The sequence below is a fragment of the Deinococcus maricopensis DSM 21211 genome, assembly GCF_000186385.1.
GTDB lineage: Bacteria > Deinococcota > Deinococci > Deinococcales > Deinococcaceae > Deinococcus_B > Deinococcus_B maricopensis.
The window spans coordinates 1,029,427-1,044,787 of sequence record NC_014958.1; the positions used below are offsets into that span (position 1 = coordinate 1,029,427).

Genomic DNA, 15,361 nt, shown 5'->3' on the forward strand with positions numbered 1-15,361 from the left:
GGCTTGCCCCTGCTCGCACAGCCCTGACCGCCCGCCGCACCTTTGCCGTTACACTTTGGGGCATGACCCACGACGCGGACGGCCTCGCGCCGCACAAGGCGCGCATGCGCGAACTCGCGCGGGCCTACGCCGACGCTGCGCCGTCCCGCGACGCGCACGGCCTGACCGACCCGCTCGGCGCCAAACTCGTGTACATGGACCTCGGCGACCGTGACGGCGCGTACGACCCCGAACACGGCGTCATCCTCGTGAACAGCAAGGTCCAACCGGGCCGGCAGCGCTTCACGCTCGCGCACGAGATCAGCCACGCGCTCCTCCTCGCCGACGACGACCTGCTCTCCGCCCTGCACGACGAGTACGACGGCGACCGCCTCGAGCAGGTCATCGAGACGCTCTGCAACGTCGGCGCCGCCGCCATCCTGATGCCGCACGAACTGCTCACGGAACTCCTCACGCGCTTCGGCGCGACCGGACGGGCCGTCGCGGAACTCGCGCGCCGCGCAGACGTGAGCGTCAGCACCGCCATGTACGCCCTCGCGGAATGCGTCACCGACCGCGTGCTGTTCGCCGTGGCCGTCGCCGCCGGCGGGCGCCTCACCGTGCGCGCCAGCGCCGCCACCGACGGCGTGAAGTACACCCTCTCGAACGGCACCGCCATTCCCGACGACCACCCCATCCACGACGCGCACGCCACGCACCTCGAAATCACCGCGCGCAGCTACGTGCCGTTCCGCAGCGGACGGCGCCTGCCTGCGCGCGTGAACGCCTACCCGCTGCGCGGGCGCGTCGTGGCGAGCTTCACGCTCGACCAGCCCGCCCCGCCTGACGGGACCACCCCGGGGTCCGATGCCTGAACGCACCCTCACCTTCCACCGCCCCGTGCCCGGCGCGGCCCGCACGCCCGGCGGCTGGCAGCTCACGTGGCGCGGCTGCGCCGTCATGGGCATCGTGAACGCCACCCCCGACTCGTTCAGCGACGGCGGGCAGCATGGCGCGCCCGCGCAGGCCCTCGCGCACGCCCGCGCGCTGCACGCCGCCGGCGCGCTCGTCGTCGACGTGGGCGGCGAAAGCACCCGCCCCGGCGCGGACCCCGTACCCGCCGCCGAGGAACTCGACCGGATCCTCCCGGTGGTGCGCGCCCTCGCCGACGACGGCGCCGCCGTCATCAGCATCGACACCCTCAAGCCCGAGGTGGCCGACGCCGCCCTGCGCGCCGGCGCGCACCTCATCAACGACGTCTCCGGCCTGCGCGACCCCGACATGCTGCGCGTGTGCGCCGAGCACGGCGCGCCCGCCTGCATCATGCACATGCAGGGCGAACCGCGCACCATGCAGCGCCGCCCCCACTACGACGACGTCGTCGCTGAAGTCCACGGGTACCTGACGGCGCAGGCGGACCGCGCCCTCGCCGGCGGCATTCCGAGTGTGCTGCTCGACCCCGGCATCGGCTTCGGCAAGACCCTTGAGCACAACCTCACGCTGCTGCGCGCCCTGCCGCGCCTGAGCGCCGGGCCGCACGCCGTCCTGGTCGGCGCGAGCCGCAAGCGCCTGATCGACTGGCTCGCCGGCGCCCCCCACGCCGCCGACCGCGACCCCGGCAGCCTCGCCGTGCACCTGCACGCCGCCCGCGCCGGCGCCGCGATGGTCCGCGTGCACGACGTCGCCGGGCACGTGCAGGCCCTGCGCGTGCAGGCCGCGCTGGAGGTCCACCATGGGTAAGGTCGTCCTGAGCGGCCTGGAGTTCCACGGCCGGCACGGCGTGTACGACGAGGAAGCCGTGTTCGGCGCGCGCTTCATCGTGGACGTCGAGATGCACTTTGAGTTCGGGTACATGCGTGACCACATCGACGACACCGTCAACTACGCCCTCGTGTACGACGCCGTCCGCGACGAAGCCGAACGCAAACGCTACAAGCTCATCGAGGTGCTCGCGCAGGCCGTCGCCACGCGCCTCCTCGATGAGCACGCCCGCCTGCTGCGCGTCACGGTGCGCGTCCACAAGCCGCACGCGCCCATCGCAGGCATCTTCCGCGACGTGTACGCCGAAGTCACCCGGGAGCGCGCGTGACCGCTCCCGTGGACGCGCTGATCGCCCTCGGCGCGAACCTCGGCGACCCCCGCGCGAACCTCGCGTGGGCCGTGCGGGAACTCGCGGGCGTCGGCGTCGTCACCGGCGTGTCCCGCGTGTACCGCACCGCGCCCGTCGGCGGCCCGCCCGGCCAGCCGGACTACCTGAACGCCGCCGCGCGCCTCCGCACGACGCTCACCCCGCACGACGTCCTCGCAGCGCTGCTCGACATCGAACGCCGTTCCGGCCGCGAACGCCGCGAACGCTGGGGCCCGCGCGTCCTCGACCTCGACCTGATCGCGTACGGTGACCTCAGCCTCGACACGGACGACCTGACGCTCCCGCACCCACGCGCGTGGACGCGCGCGTTCGTCCTTGCCCCCCTGCACGACGTCGCGCCCGACTACGCGCACCCCGGCACCGGCGAGCGCGTCCGCGACGCGCTCGCGCGCGTCGGCCTGCACGGCGTCCACGCGGAACGCGACCCGCTGCGCTGACCCGCGACGCCCTCAGCGGCCCTCACCGGGGGGCCCTATACTGTGGGCCGAATGTCGCGCACCGAAGGCCGAATCGACGGCAAGTACGAAGTCACCGCTGAACTCGCCCAGACCGGGCAGGAGACGCTGTACGCCGTGACGGCGCCGCGCGGCGACGAAACGCCCCGCCGCCTGGGCTGGTTCAGTGCCACCACCCCCGCCGAGCGCCAGGCGTTCCACACGTACCGCGCGGCCCTGCGCGCCCTCCAGCCGGACGGCCTCGAAGACGTCGTCGCCCGCCCCGGCGCCTTCTACGCCCTGTGGCGGCCCGTGCCGGGCGCGCCCCTGGACGACTTCCTCGCGCAGCCCGTCCGCGCTGAGGAGGCCGTCGAGGGCGTGCGCACGCTCGCCGCGCGCCTCGCCGAGCACGGGTACGCCCTGCAGGACGCCGAGGTAAGCATCGACGGCCCCACCGTCCGCCTCGGCCGCCTCGCGCCCGTGCCGCCCCGCACGCCCGACGAGGTCAGCGCCCTCAACGCCCGCACGCTCGCGCCGCTCGGCAAGGGCCGCGTGCGCCGCAAACGCCGCCCGCTCAGCCCCCTCGCGTTCCTGCCGGGCCTGCTGTTCCTTGGCGGCGCCGGCTACCTCGGCGCGGAAGCCGCCCGGACCTTCCTCAACCCGCCCGTCCGCGAGGTGCCGGACGTTGCCGGGCAGCCCGCCGAGCAGGCCGCGCGTGCCCTGAGCGGCCGCGGGTTCCGCGTGCAGTACGTCAACGGCGAAGGCCCCAACCTCGACATCGGCGACGTTGTCAGCCAGAACCCCGCCGGCGGCAGCAACCTCCCCGTGGACCGCCTCGTGACGCTCACCGTCAACGACCCGAAGCCCGTGCCTGTTCCGAAACTCGAGGAGCTGAACCTCGACCAGGTGCGCGCCGCGCTCGCCGAGAACCGCCTGAAGCTCGGCACGGTCACCACCATCAGCGGCGCCCTCACGAACACCCCCAAGGGCCGCGTGATTGCCCAGGTGCCCGAGGCCGGCAGCACCAGCCAGCGCGGGCAGCCCGTGAACCTCCTGATTTCCGACGGCCTCAGCTTCAAGCAGACGTGGCTGCCGGACCTCAGCGGCATGACCTTCGACGACGCGCGCGAGATGGTCCGCAAAGCGGGCCTCGTCGTGAACCGCGTCCGCACGCAGACCAGCGACGCACGCGAAAACACCGTCCTGACCCAGGACCCCAAACCGTACGCGAAGGTCGACGTCGGCTCACCCGTGACCCTCACCGTCGCCCGCGCGCGCGTGCAGGGCCCCAGCCGCGCCACCAGCAGCCTGCCCCTGCCGCCCGCGCCCGTGCAGCCCGAACCGGACCCCGAACCCACCATCCCGGACGTCCCGGCCGGTGAGGTGCCCGCGCCGCCCGACCCGGTGCCGGCCACGCCGCCCACCACGACGCCCGCCGCCGAGACGCGCCGCGTGAACCTCAACTACACCTTCCCGTCGGACCTGCCGTCCGGCACGGTGGACATCGTGGTCCGCGACGCCGACGGTGAACGCGTGGTGTTCAACCCGGCAGCCACCACCGAAGTCGCGGGCGCGCTCGCGCAGCAGGAAGGCATCAGCGTCCGCGGCGACGCGCTGTTCGTCGTGCGCGTGAACGGCCAGGACTTCACGAGCTTCACGCCCTGAGCGAACGGCGACGCCGGGACGGAACCCGGACAACTTCGCCGCTCGTGGCCTCCGCGCGGGCCCCCGGTCTTCACCGGGGGCCCGCGAACCCTGTCGTGCACCGCTGACCGGCGGCGCGCCCCGCGCTACGCTCGGGGGGATGCGCGAGCTCTACCTCGATTACGCCGCCACGCACCCCATGACGCCCGACGCGCTCAGTGCGTACCTGCACGCCGCCCAGGAAGCCGGGAACGCCGCCAGCGTTCACCGCGCCGGGCAGCGCGCCCGTGAGCGCCTCGAGGAGGGGCGCGCGGCATTCGCGGACGCCATCGGCGCGCACCCCCTCACGGTCATCGCGAACGCCGGCGGCACCGAAGGCGACAACCACGTGCTGCAGGCCGTCATGGCCGGCGGCGGGCACCTGATCACCACCCTCACGGAGCACTCCGCGGTGCTCGCGCCGGCGCGGGCACTGCAGGAGCGGGGCGTGGACGTCACGTTCCTGCCCCCGGACCGGCACGGCCGCGTCACGCCCGAGCAGGTGCAGGCGGCCATGCGCGCCGACACGCGCCTCGTGAGCGTCCACCACGCGAACAACGAGATCGGCACGGTGCAGGACGTCGCCGAGATCGCGCGGGTCGCGCGGGCGGGCGGCGCGCTCATGCACACCGACGCCGTGCAGAGCCTCGGGGTGCTGCCCGTGAACGTCGTCGCGTGGGACGTGGATTTCGCTTCGTTCAGCGCGCACAAATGGGGCGGCCCGAAGGGCGTGGGGTTCCTGTACGTACGGCGCGGCCTGGACCTCGCGCCGCTCACGCTCGGCGGCGGGCAGGAGAAGGGCGTGCGGCCCGGCACACACAACGTCGCGGGCGTGTACGCGGCGGGGCTCAGCGCGCACGTTGCCGCGCAGGCGCAGGCGGACACGTACGCGCACCTGACGCGCGTACACGACGCGTTCCTGGCGGGCCTCGCGGCCGTGCCGGACCTCAGCTTCAACCACGCGTCCGACGGCAGCCCGAAGGTCGTGAACGTGACCGCGCACGGCGCGGACGGCGAGGCGCTCCTGATGAACCTCGACATGAGCGGCGTGTACGCCAGCGCCGGGAGTGCGTGCAGCGCGGGCACCATGCAGGCCAGCCACGTGCTGATGGCGCTGGGGCTCAGCGAGGCGGACGCGCGTGCCAGCCTGCGCTTCAGTTTCGGGCGCGCCACCACCGAGGAGGACGCGACCTACGCGGCGGGCGTGTTCGCGCGCGCCGTGCAGTTCAGCCGCGCGTAACGGCGCGCTGCAGCGCGCCGTTACGCCGCCGGCCACGGGGTGGCGTTCGCGGTCACGAACGCCACCGACGCGAAGGCGCCGCTGCCCAGCACGTCCAGCGTGTGGGGCGCGCCGATCACCGGGCGGCCCGCCATGACCGCCAACAGGCCCACCGTAAACACGGGCGTCCAGCGGCGGCTCACCTACCACGACCACGCGGTCAGCAGCGCCGCCACGAGCGTGGGGTCACTGGGGAAGCCGTTGTCGTGCGCGACCCATGCGAGCGGCCGTCGTGTTCCGCGAGGTACGGGTGGGACTCGTGGACGGCGTGCCCGCGCAGCGGCGTCCGCACGACGCCCGTCGACAGCGCCGCGAGAACGCCCATCAGCGCGGCGAGCGCGAGCAGCAGCGGATTTGTGCTGAACACGGCGAGGTGCGCGGCGAGACGGTGCTGCGCAGCGAAGACATGCAGGGTCGTCGAAGGGGCGTCAGTCGCCCGTGACGGGCAGGCTCACGCGGGTGCCGCCGCGCGGTTCGGTGTCGGCCATCACGCGGTTGCGACCCTGCCCTTTGGCGCGGTAGAGGGCGGCGTCGGCGCGGCGCAGGACGGCGTGGGCGGCCTCGTCGGCTTCTGCCTGCGCGACGCCGGCGCTGATGGTCGCCACGCCCACTTCGTCGAACACGTGCGCTTCCACGCTCTGCCGCATGCGTTCCGCGAGGGCGTGCGCGTCCGCGAGGACCGTGTCCGGCAGGATCAGCAGGAACTCCTCGCCGCCCCAGCGGGCCAGGACGCGCGCGCGCCCCGTGTGGCGGCTCAGGACCTGTGCGAGTTCGCGCAGCACGTGGTCGCCGACGTGGTGCCCGTACGTGTCGTTGATGCGTTTGAAGTGGTCGAGGTCCAGCATCACGACGCTGAGCGGCGCGTGGCCGGGCCGGGTGTGCTGCGCGAGGTGCCCTTCCGCGTAGCGGCGGTTGGGCAGGCCGGTCAGGAAGTCCATGTAGGCCATCAGGTGCACCTCGCGGTCGCGTTTGCGCGCGAAGGCGAGGGCGTACTGAATGCCGATTAGCACGGCGCCCGACAGGTAGAACTGCGCCATGATGCCCAGCACGCGGACTGTGAGGGCGCCGTCGGCGTGCAGCGCGAAGAGGTTCAGGACGCCGATCAGCAGCGCGAGCCCCCAGGTAATCCCGGCGAACGTGAAGGCCTTGCGCGGCGCCCACGCGGCGTACGCGGCGGCGTACAGCACCGCGAACCAGAACGTCGACTCGCTCAGGGCGTTGTGGTTCGGGACGAACACCTCGAACTGGTGGTTGAGTGCCAGCAGGAAGTACGTGGCGACGGCCGCGTACGCCACGCCGATCAGTTCGTCGACCGGGGCGGTGGGGCGGCGCAGCGCGAGGTATACGCCGAGCAGGACGACGTTCAGGGTGGGAAGCGCCCAGCAGTCGAGCGGGTCGAAGTGCGGGGCCTGCACGAGCAGCGCGCTGAGGCAGGCGAGTACCGCGACGGGCATGACCCACAGGAAAATGCGTCGGCGTACGTCCCGCGCCGGGTCAGGCACGGCCAGCAGCGGGTCACTGGCGACGGGTTCTGGCTTCATGGGGGGCACGGGAGACATTCCGAACGCCGTTGGGGGGACGACGTGGGTTTCCGGGAATGTTCGCGTGCTCAGTGTACCCGGTGGGCTGGGCGAATCAGGTTTATTTCACGTTCACCCCCCCAGGTGAGGGGGGAGTGAGGAACCCGGTCGGCTCACGGCTGCCTGCGTTGAAACGACCACACCCCCAAACGGGGGTGTGGTCGCGCCGGGACCGGCTCAGGCGGGCTGGGGGGTGCTGGCCAGCCACGTCTGCAGGCTGGTCACGGTCCAGTCGGCCTTCACGGCCGCGGCAATGGCGCGTGCCGTCCACAGGGCCGCTTCGCGCGTCGTGACGATGGGCACGCCGCGCTCCAGCGCGCGCCGCAGCAGCGGCGAGCCCGTCACGTCGATCAGCAGGTCCGGCAGGGCGTCACCGGCCGTGCGCGTGACGATCAGCCCCGCGCCCTCCAGCAGCTCGGCTGCCTGATCGAGGCCGTCGCCGAGCAGCAGCGCCGTGCCGCGCACCGGCAGCATGCTCTTCACGCCGAGCTGCGCGCGGTAGAACGCGAGGTCCGGGTCCGCGTCGATGCCCATGCTTTCGCCGGTGCTCTTCATTTCCGGCCCGAGGGTGGGTTGCACGCCGCTGAACTTCAGGAACGGCAGGTGCACCTCCTTCACGCTGTACATGTTCGGCACGGGCGTTTCGGTGAAGTTCAGGTCCGCCAGCGTCCGCCCGGCGGCGATGAGCGCCGCGTACTTCGCGAGGGGCACGCCGATGGCCTTGCTCACGAACGGCACGGTGCGGCTCGCGCGCGGGTTCGCCTCCAGAATGTACGGCACGCCGTCCTTCACGGCCCACTGCACGTTCATCAGGCCGCGCACGCCCAGTTCACGCGCGAGGCGTTCGGTGGTGGCCTTGACCTCGGCGAGCAGCTCGGGGCTCAGGTGCACGGGCGGCAGGATGCAGGCGCTGTCGCCGGAGTGCACGCCCGCCGCCTCGATGTGCTCCATGACGCCCGCCACGACGGCGTGCTCCCCGTCGCACAGGGTGTCCACGTCGAGCTCGAGGGCGCCTTCGAGGAACTGGTCGAGCAGGATGCTCGGCTGGCCTTCCACGGCGGCGTACACCTCCGTGAGGTACGTGCGCAGCTCGTCCATGCTGCGCACCGTGCGCATGGCGCGCCCACCGAGCACGTAGCTGGGGCGGGCCATCAGCGGGAAGCCGAGGGCTTCGGCGAGCTGGAGGGCTTGCTCGGCGTTCTCGGCGACCTTCCCTTTGGGTTGCGGGATGCCGAGGCGCTCGCACAGCGCGTTGAAGCTGGCGCGGTCCTCGGCGGTGTGGATGGTGGTGGGGCTCGTGCCGATGATGGGCGCGCCCGCGTCCTCCAGGCGGCGTGCGAGCTTGAGGGGGGTCTGCCCGCCGAGCTGCACGATGACGCCCACCGGGCGTTCGTGGTCGACGATGTTCATGACGTCCTCGAACGTGAGCGGCTCGAAGTACAGGCGGTCAGCGGTGTCGTAGTCGGTGCTGACCGTTTCCGGGTTGCTGTTGACCATGATGGTCTCGTACCCGGCCTGCTGCAGCGCCCACACGGCGTGCACGGTGGCGTAGTCGAACTCGACGCCCTGCCCGATGCGGTTCGGGCCGCTGCCCAGGATCACGACCTTGGGTTTGTCGGTGCTGCGGACCTCGTCCTCCCACTCGTACGTGGAGTAGTGGTACGGGGTGTGCGCTTCGAACTCGGCGGCGCAGGTGTCCACGGTCTTGTACACGGGCGTGGCTTTGGCGGCCTTGCGCAGCGCGCGGACGTCCAGTTCGCTCTTGCCGACGATCTCGCCGATGCGCGCGTCGCTGAAGCCGAGGCGTTTCACCTCGCGCCAGTACTCGTACTTCCAGCTCTCAATCGGGCCGAGTTCCAGCAGCTCACTTTCCGCGTCGATGATCTCCTTGAGCTGGCACAGGAACCAGCGGTCGATCTTGGTGGCGTCGAACAGCTGGTCCACGCTCTCGCCGCGGCGCAGCAGTTCCAGCACCGCTTCGAGGCGGCGCGGGTTCGGGTACAGCAGCGCGCGCAGGTCGTCCTCGCTCATGGTGGCGTACCCGCCGCGCACGTCACCTTCGGTGCTGCGGAGGGCCTTCTGCAGGCTCTCTTTGAAGGTGCGGCCGATGGCCATGACCTCGCCCACCGAGCGCATCTGCGTGCCGAGGTGGTCCGGGGTGCCGGGGAACTTCTCGAACGCGAACCGCGGGATTTTCGTGACGACGTAGTCGATGGTCGGCTCGAACGCGGCGGGCGTCACCTGCGTGATGTCGTTCGGGAGTTCGTCGAGGTGGTACCCGACGGCGAGCAGCGCGGCGATCTTCGCGATGGGGAAGCCGGTGGCCTTGCTGGCGAGCGCCGACGAGCGGCTCACGCGCGGGTTCATCTCGATGACGATGACGCGCCCGTTCTGCGGGTTCACGGCGAACTGGATGTTGCTGCCGCCGGTGGCGACGCCGATCTCGCGGATGATCGCCAGGGACTGGTCGCGCAGCCTCTGGTACTCCACGTCGCTGAGCGTCTGGGCGGGCGCCACGGTGATGCTGTCGCCGGTGTGCACGCCCATCGGGTCGAAGTTCTCGATGCTGGTGATGATGATGACCGTGTCGGCGGTGTCGCGCATCACCTCCAGTTCGTATTCCTTCCAGCCGAGGATGCTTTCTTCGAGCAGGACGCTGGTGACGGGGCTGTCGCGCAGGCCGCCTTCGGTGATGCGCAGGAAGTCCTCGTAGGTGTGCGCGATGCCGCCGCCGGTGCCGCCGAGCGTGAAGCTGGGGCGAATGACGACGGGCAGCCCGAGTTCCTTCTGGTACTCGATGGCCTCGTCCATGCTGTGGACCATCTTGCCGCGCGCGGTTTCCACGCCGATTTTTTTCATGGCTGCCTGGAAGAGTTCGCGGTCCTCGCCTTTTTTGATGGCTTCGACGCCCGCGCCAATCAGCTCGACGTTGTATTGCTCGAGCGTGCCGCGTTCGTGGAGGTCCATGGCGAGGTTGAGGGCGGTCTGGCCGCCGAGGGTGGGGAGGAGCGCGTCGGGTTTCTCAAGGGCGATGACGCGCTCGACGAACTCGGGGGTGAGCGGTTCGAGGTACGTGGCGTCCGCGAGGTCCGGGTCGGTCATGATCGTCGCGGGGTTGCTGTTGACGAGCACCACGCGGTAGCCCTCGCGCCGCAGGGCTTTCAAGGCCTGCGTGCCCGAGTAGTCGAACTCGGCAGCCTGCCCGATCTGGATGGGGCCGCTGCCGAGAATGAGGATCGTCTGGATATCGGTACGCTTAGGCATTCCGAGATTCCACCCTAACACGGATGAGCACCTCAGGGCAAGGCAAGATTATGCAGATTGTCTGGGTGTGGCCGTCCGCGCCCGAGTTCCTGAAGCAACCCTGACCTGAACGGCAAAAAGTGAGCAGGGATCAGGACCGATTTGAGATTTATGGTGTTGACCCCTCCGGCATTGCCTGTTAGTCTATGAATACCTATACGCTTCATGCGTATTTCGATTCAACTATGCAGACCTTCGCCGCCCGACGCTGACGCCCCGACCCCCAGAACTGGAGGGTTGGGTGCTTCACGCGCCGGGCGAACCCCTGCACCACCACGCTCACCCAGGAGGCCACCCCATGAACAAACCCAAAATCGTCCTCGCCTACAGCGGCGGCCTGGACACCAGCATCATCCTCAAATGGCTCCAGACCGAACGTGGCTACGACGTCGTCGCCTTCACCGCCGACCTCGGCCAGGGCGACGAAGTCGAAGAAGCGCGCGTCAAGGCGCTCAACACCGGCGCCGTCAGCGCCCACGCCCTCGACCTGCGCGAGGAATTCGTCCGCGACTACGTCTACCCGATGTTCCGCACCGGCGCCCTGTACGAGGGCTACTACCTGCTCGGCACCAGCATCGCGCGCCCGCTCATCGCCAAGAAAATGGTCGAGATCGCCCAGCAGGAAGGCGCCGTCGCCGTCTCCCACGGCGCTACCGGCAAAGGCAACGACCAGGTCCGCTTCGAACTGAGCGCCTACGCCCTGCAGCCGGACATCATCACCGTCGCGCCCTGGCGCGAATGGGCCTTCCAGGGCCGCGCCGACCTCGAAGCGTTCGCGCACGAGCACGGCATCCCCGTCCCCACCACCAAAAAGGACCCCTGGAGCACCGACGCGAACCTCCTGCACATCAGCTACGAGGGCGGCATCCTCGAAGACCCCTGGGCCGAGCCGCCCGCGCACATGTTCAAGCTCACCGTCGACCCGCAGCAGGCGCCCGACCAGCCTGAGTACGTCGAGGTCGAGTTCGAGCGCGGCAACGCCGTCGCCCTCAACGGTGAGCGCCTCAGCCCCGCCGACCTGCTCGCCAAAGCCAACCAGATTGCCGGCGCGCACGGCGTGGGCCGCCTCGACCTCGTCGAGAACCGCTTCGTCGGCATGAAGTCCCGCGGCGTGTACGAAACGCCCGGCGGCACCCTGCTGTACCACGCGCGCCGCGCCGTGGAGAGCGTCACCCTCGACCGCGAAGTTCTGCACCAGCGCGACCAGCTCTCCCCGAAATACGCCGAGCTCGTGTACAACGGCTTCTGGTTCGCGCCCGAACGCGAAGCGCTGCAGGTGTACTTCGACGCCGTCGCGCAGGCCGTCACCGGCACCGCCCGCCTCAAGCTCTACAAGGGCAGCGCCACCGTCGTGGGCCGCAAAGCGCCCGTCAGCCTGTACGACAAGGACCTCGTATCCTTCGAGGCGGGCGGCGACTACAACCAGCACGACGCCGAAGCCTTCATCAAGCTCAACGCCCTGAGATTGCGCGTGAAGGCCCGCGCCGAAGCGAAGGCCGCCCAGAACCCCGAGCCCGCCCAGGTCTGAACGCGTGACGCCCGCCGCCCCCCTCACGCTGCGCGCCGCCACCCCCGACGACGCGCCCGCCTTCCACGCGGTGATGATGGCGGCGGGCATGGACCCCCGCAGCAGCTGGACGCGCACCACCGAAGCGCAGCTGCACGCGGCCCTCAGCGCCCCCGGCGCCGGCGGGTTCATCGCGCTCGACGGGACGCAGGCGCTCGGCATCGTCGGGTACCGCCCGGACGGCCACGCCACCCTCACCCTGAATAAGCTCGCGGTGCGGCCCGAAGCGCGCGGGCGCGGCCTCGGCCGGCAGCTCGTGCAGGCCGTGGAGCGCGTCGCCGCGCGCGGCGGGTACGCGCGGGTGCTGCTGGCCGTCAGCCAGTACAACCAGAGTGTCCTGCCGCTGTACGCGCACCTCGGGTACAGCGTCAACCCGGACGCCCGGTACGCGTTCGCCAGCCCGCTCAGCCCGGCCCCGGTGGTGCTGGTGAAAGCCATCACGGGCGTCCCGGACGGTTACACCCTGCGCGCCGCCACTCCAGACGACGCCAGCGTGATCGCCACCCAGCGCGAGCGGATGTTCGAGGACATGGGCGCCCCCTACGGCCCCGGACACACCGCGCGCTTCGGGCCGTGGGTGACGGACCGCCTGCGGAGCGGCACGTACCTCGGCTTCCTCATCGACCACGCCGCCCAAGCGGTCGCGGGGGCCGGCCTGATGCTCCTCGACTGGCCGCCCGGCCACCTCGACGCCGCCACGCACCGCGCGTACCTCCTGAACGTGTACGTGCAGCCGCAGCACCGAGCGCGCGGCCTCGCCCGCGCGCTCGTGCACGCCGCCACCCGCGAAACCCGCGCGCGCGGCCTCCGCGTGCTCACCCTGCACGCCAGCGACGCCGGCCGCCCTCTGTACGAGCACCTCGGCTTCGAGCCCACCAACGAGATGCGCCTGACCCTCACGGAGGACCAATGACCACGACAACCGACAAGAAACTCTGGGGCGGGCGGTTCGCCGAAGCCACCGACGGTCTGGTGGAGCTGTACAACGCCTCGGTCCCCTTCGACCAGCGCCTCGCCGAGCAGGACGTGCGCGGCTCCCTCGCGCACGTCGCCATGCTCGGCGCCGTCGGCATCCTCCAGCCCGACGAAGTCACCGCCATTGAGGGCGGCCTGCACGGCATCCTCGCGGACATCCGCGCCGGCACGTTCGAGTGGCGCCTGGACCGCGAGGACGTCCACATGAACATCGAGGCGACGCTGCGCGACCGCATCGGCCCGGTTGCCGGGAAGCTCCACACCGCTCGCAGCCGCAACGACCAGGTGGCCACCGATTTCCGCCTATTCACCAAGGAAGCCGCCCTGGACCTCGCCGGGAAGGTGCGCGCGCTGCGCGCCGTGTTCGTCGCCGAAGCGCACAAGCACCTCACCAGCAACGGCGGAGAGCCCGTGATCCTGCCCGGGTACACGCACCTGCAGGTCGCGCAGCCGATCCTGCTCAGCCACTGGTGCCTCGCGTACGCCGAAATGCTCGAGCGCGACGAAAGCCGCTTCCGCGACGCCGCCGCGCGCATGAACGAAAGCCCGCTCGGCGCCGCCGCGCTCGCCGGGACGCCCTGGCCACTCGACCGCTTCCAGACCGCTTCAGCGCTCGGCTTCGCCCGCCCCACCCGCAACAGCCTCGACTCGGTCGGCAGCCGCGACTTCGCCCTGGAGTTCCTCGCGGCGGGCAGCATCCTCGCGGCGCACCTCTCGCGCCTCAGCGAGGAACTGATCCTGTACTCCACCTTCGAGTTCGGTTTCCTGACCCTCCCGGACAGCCACACCACCGGCAGCAGCATCATGCCGCAGAAGAAAAACCCGGACGTCGCGGAACTCGCGCGCGCCAAATCCGGCCGAGTGTTCGGCGCGCTCATGGGCCTGCTCACCGTCGTGAAAGGCACGCCGCTCGCCTACAACAAGGACCTGCAGGAGGACAAGGAACCGCTGTTCGACGCGTACGACACCCTGAGCATCACGCTGCGCCTGTTCACGGACATGCTGCCACGCGCCACCTGGCACGCTCAGGCGACCCTCGCCGCCGCCGCCCGCGGGTACAGCACCGCCACGGACCTCGCGGACTTCCTCGCCCGCTCGGGCGTGCCGTTCCGCGAAGCGCACGAGATCGTCGGCGCCCTCGTCGGCCTCGCCAGCCGCACCGGCCGGCAGCTGTGGGACCTCACCGACGACGAAATGCGCGCCGCGCATCCCCTGCTCAGCGCCGACGTCGCGCAGGCGCAATTGACCGTGCAGGCCAGCGTCGCCGCGCGCGCCAGCTACGGCGGCACCGCCCCCACGCAGGTCCGCGCGCAGGTTGACGACGCCCAACGCCGCCTGGAGGTGAACGCATGACCCTGACCGCCACCCCCACCGAAACCGAAGTGAAGCTCAGCGCCGCCACGCCCGCCGACCACGACACCATCCGCGCCCTGCTGAACACCTGCGGCCTCACCACGCAGAGCCTGAACTTCGACGCGCCCGGCACCTTCTGGGTGGCCCGGCAGGACGGCCGCCCGGTCGGGTGCATCGGCCTGGAGCACGGCCAGGGCGCCAGCCTGCTGCGCAGCACCTGCGTGCTGCCCGAGGCGCGCGGCCTCGGCGTGGGCCGCGCCCTCGTCCGCAGCGCCCTCACGCTCGCCACGCTGCGCGGCGACCACGGCGTGTACCTGTTCAGCAACGACGCGCCCGACTACTGGACGCGCCTCGGCTTCAGCGAGGTGCCGTCCGCCACCCTCGCGGACGTCCTGCCGGACGCGCCGCAGGTCCTGAGTGGCGTCACGCGCGGCTGGATTCACGAGGAGCGCGCGTGGCACCTCGAACTCGCCCCCCGCCCGGAGCAGCCGGAGCACCTCGAGGAGCACGAGCCGCAATGACCCTCAGCCTGGACAGCATCGCCGTTCCCGAACTGCACCCGGACGCGCCGCTCACGACGCGCAAGGCGCGCCTGTCGGACATCGACGCCATCCACGAACTCATCGGGTACTGGGCCGCGCGCGGCCGCATGCTGGTGCGCAGCAAAACCCTGCTGGCCGAAAGCATCCGCGACTTCACCGTCATCGAGGCCGCGCCGCACGCCGGGAAACCCGGCGGCATCGCCGGCGTCGGCGGCCTGCACCTGCTCGCGCGAGACCTCGCGGAGGTGCGCGGCCTCGCCGTCCACCCGAACATGAAAGGCCGCGGGCTCGGCAAGGCCCTCGTGCTCGCCTGCGAAGCCGAAGCGCGCGACCTCGCCCTCCCGGCGCTGTTCGCGTGGACGTACGAACAGACCTTCTTCGAACGCTGCGGCTTCACGCGCATCGACAAGACGAACCTCCACCCGAAAGTGTGGAGCGAATGCCAGCGCTGTGCGTTCTTCGAGAACTGCAACGAGATCGCCATGTTCAAACCCCTCGTGTAGGGCCCGCACCATCC

At 71.1% G+C, this 15,361-nt stretch carries 15 protein-coding genes; 11 read left to right on the forward strand and 4 right to left on the reverse strand.

Going from position 1 to position 15,361, the window contains the following annotated elements; genetic code table 11:
* Positions 1–62 precede the first annotated feature (62 nt).
* From DEIMA_RS04745 to DEIMA_RS04770, 6 genes are all read left to right on the forward strand, one after another.
* Entirely contained in the window at positions 63–854 is a 792-nt protein-coding gene (locus DEIMA_RS04745) for an ImmA/IrrE family metallo-endopeptidase (protein ID WP_013556095.1), read from the forward strand.
* A complete protein-coding gene (gene folP / locus DEIMA_RS04750) occupies positions 847–1,719 on the forward strand; it encodes a dihydropteroate synthase (protein ID WP_013556096.1) in 873 nt (290 codons plus the stop codon). Before DEIMA_RS04745 ends, folP begins: the two co-directional genes overlap by 8 nt.
* Positions 1,712–2,068 (forward strand): dihydroneopterin aldolase, encoded by a 357-nt coding sequence (gene folB, locus DEIMA_RS04755; protein WP_013556097.1) that lies wholly within the window; start codon positions 1,712–1,714, stop codon positions 2,066–2,068. The genes folP and folB overlap by 8 nt, the downstream gene beginning before the upstream one ends.
* Positions 2,065–2,565: a 2-amino-4-hydroxy-6-hydroxymethyldihydropteridine diphosphokinase gene (gene folK, locus DEIMA_RS04760; RefSeq protein ID WP_013556098.1), complete on the forward strand. Its 501-nt coding sequence runs from the start codon at positions 2,065–2,067 to the stop codon at positions 2,563–2,565. The genes folB and folK overlap by 4 nt, the downstream gene beginning before the upstream one ends.
* A 51-nt stretch (positions 2,566–2,616) precedes the next feature.
* Positions 2,617–4,227, forward strand: coding sequence for a PASTA domain-containing protein (locus tag DEIMA_RS04765; RefSeq protein WP_013556099.1), 1,611 nt, complete (start codon positions 2,617–2,619; stop codon positions 4,225–4,227).
* Between the two features lie 139 nt (positions 4,228–4,366).
* The gene (locus DEIMA_RS04770) at positions 4,367–5,485 is read left to right on the forward strand and encodes a cysteine desulfurase family protein (RefSeq protein ID WP_013556100.1); all 1,119 of its coding nucleotides are present in this window, start codon (positions 4,367–4,369) and stop codon (positions 5,483–5,485) included.
* 20 nt (positions 5,486–5,505) lie between these two features.
* Here the strand turns inward: DEIMA_RS04770 and DEIMA_RS18175 are convergent, their stop codons facing one another.
* The 4 genes from DEIMA_RS18175 to carB all read right to left on the reverse strand — a co-directional run bounded on the left by DEIMA_RS18175 (position 5,506) and on the right by carB (position 10,368).
* Positions 5,506–5,667: a hypothetical protein gene (locus DEIMA_RS18175; protein ID WP_013556101.1), complete on the reverse strand. Its 162-nt coding sequence runs from the start codon at positions 5,665–5,667 to the stop codon at positions 5,506–5,508.
* Positions 5,668–5,684: 17 nt separating this feature from the next.
* Positions 5,685–5,891 (reverse strand): hypothetical protein, encoded by a 207-nt coding sequence (locus DEIMA_RS17780; protein WP_148234906.1) that lies wholly within the window; start codon positions 5,889–5,891, stop codon positions 5,685–5,687.
* Positions 5,892–5,952: 61 nt separating this feature from the next.
* On the reverse strand, positions 5,953–7,065 hold the full coding sequence (locus tag DEIMA_RS04775) for a GGDEF domain-containing protein (RefSeq protein WP_169311920.1): 1,113 nt from the start codon (positions 7,063–7,065) through the stop codon (positions 5,953–5,955).
* A 216-nt stretch (positions 7,066–7,281) separates the two neighbouring features.
* Positions 7,282–10,368: a carbamoyl-phosphate synthase large subunit gene (gene carB / locus DEIMA_RS04780; protein ID WP_013556103.1), complete on the reverse strand. Its 3,087-nt coding sequence runs from the start codon at positions 10,366–10,368 to the stop codon at positions 7,282–7,284.
* Positions 10,369–10,705: 337 nt separating this feature from the next.
* Between carB and DEIMA_RS04785 the strand changes: the two genes are divergently transcribed.
* From DEIMA_RS04785 to DEIMA_RS04810, 5 genes are read left to right on the forward strand one after another with little or no spacing between them, the layout of a single operon-like run.
* Entirely contained in the window at positions 10,706–11,935 is a 1,230-nt protein-coding gene (locus DEIMA_RS04785) for an argininosuccinate synthase (RefSeq protein WP_013556104.1), read from the forward strand.
* Between the two features lie 4 nt (positions 11,936–11,939).
* Entirely contained in the window at positions 11,940–12,887 is a 948-nt protein-coding gene (locus DEIMA_RS18605; protein ID WP_013556105.1) for a GNAT family N-acetyltransferase, read from the forward strand.
* A complete protein-coding gene (gene argH / locus DEIMA_RS04800) occupies positions 12,884–14,302 on the forward strand; it encodes an argininosuccinate lyase (protein WP_013556106.1) in 1,419 nt (472 codons plus the stop codon). The genes DEIMA_RS18605 and argH overlap by 4 nt, the downstream gene beginning before the upstream one ends.
* Positions 14,299–14,823 (forward strand): GNAT family N-acetyltransferase, encoded by a 525-nt coding sequence (locus DEIMA_RS04805; protein ID WP_013556107.1) that lies wholly within the window; start codon positions 14,299–14,301, stop codon positions 14,821–14,823. Before argH ends, DEIMA_RS04805 begins: the two co-directional genes overlap by 4 nt.
* Positions 14,820–15,347, forward strand: a complete 528-nt coding sequence (locus DEIMA_RS04810) for an N-acetyltransferase (protein WP_013556108.1) — start codon at positions 14,820–14,822, stop codon at positions 15,345–15,347. The genes DEIMA_RS04805 and DEIMA_RS04810 overlap by 4 nt, the downstream gene beginning before the upstream one ends.
* The last annotated feature ends 14 nt before the right edge of the window (positions 15,348–15,361 follow it).

Excerpts from the sequence above, each read along its gene's own strand:
- DEIMA_RS04805 (WP_013556107.1), top strand. The coding sequence starts at position 14,299 with ATGACCCTGACCGCCACCCCCACCGAAACCGAAGTGAAGCTCAGCGCC.
- DEIMA_RS04765 (WP_013556099.1), top strand. The coding sequence starts at position 2,617 with ATGTCGCGCACCGAAGGCCGAATCGACGGCAAGTACGAAGTCACCGCT.
- DEIMA_RS04775 (WP_169311920.1), bottom strand. The coding sequence starts at position 7,065 with ATGAAGCCAGAACCCGTCGCCAGTGACCCGCTGCTGGCCGTGCCTGAC.
- DEIMA_RS04770 (WP_013556100.1), top strand. The coding sequence starts at position 4,367 with ATGCGCGAGCTCTACCTCGATTACGCCGCCACGCACCCCATGACGCCC.
- DEIMA_RS04810 (WP_013556108.1), top strand. The coding sequence starts at position 14,820 with ATGACCCTCAGCCTGGACAGCATCGCCGTTCCCGAACTGCACCCGGAC.
- folP (WP_013556096.1), top strand. The coding sequence starts at position 847 with ATGCCTGAACGCACCCTCACCTTCCACCGCCCCGTGCCCGGCGCGGCC.
- argH (WP_013556106.1), top strand. The coding sequence starts at position 12,884 with ATGACCACGACAACCGACAAGAAACTCTGGGGCGGGCGGTTCGCCGAA.
- DEIMA_RS04785 (WP_013556104.1), top strand. The coding sequence starts at position 10,706 with ATGAACAAACCCAAAATCGTCCTCGCCTACAGCGGCGGCCTGGACACC.
- folB (WP_013556097.1), top strand. The coding sequence starts at position 1,712 with ATGGGTAAGGTCGTCCTGAGCGGCCTGGAGTTCCACGGCCGGCACGGC.
- carB (WP_013556103.1), bottom strand. The coding sequence starts at position 10,368 with ATGCCTAAGCGTACCGATATCCAGACGATCCTCATTCTCGGCAGCGGC.
- DEIMA_RS04745 (WP_013556095.1), top strand. The coding sequence starts at position 63 with ATGACCCACGACGCGGACGGCCTCGCGCCGCACAAGGCGCGCATGCGC.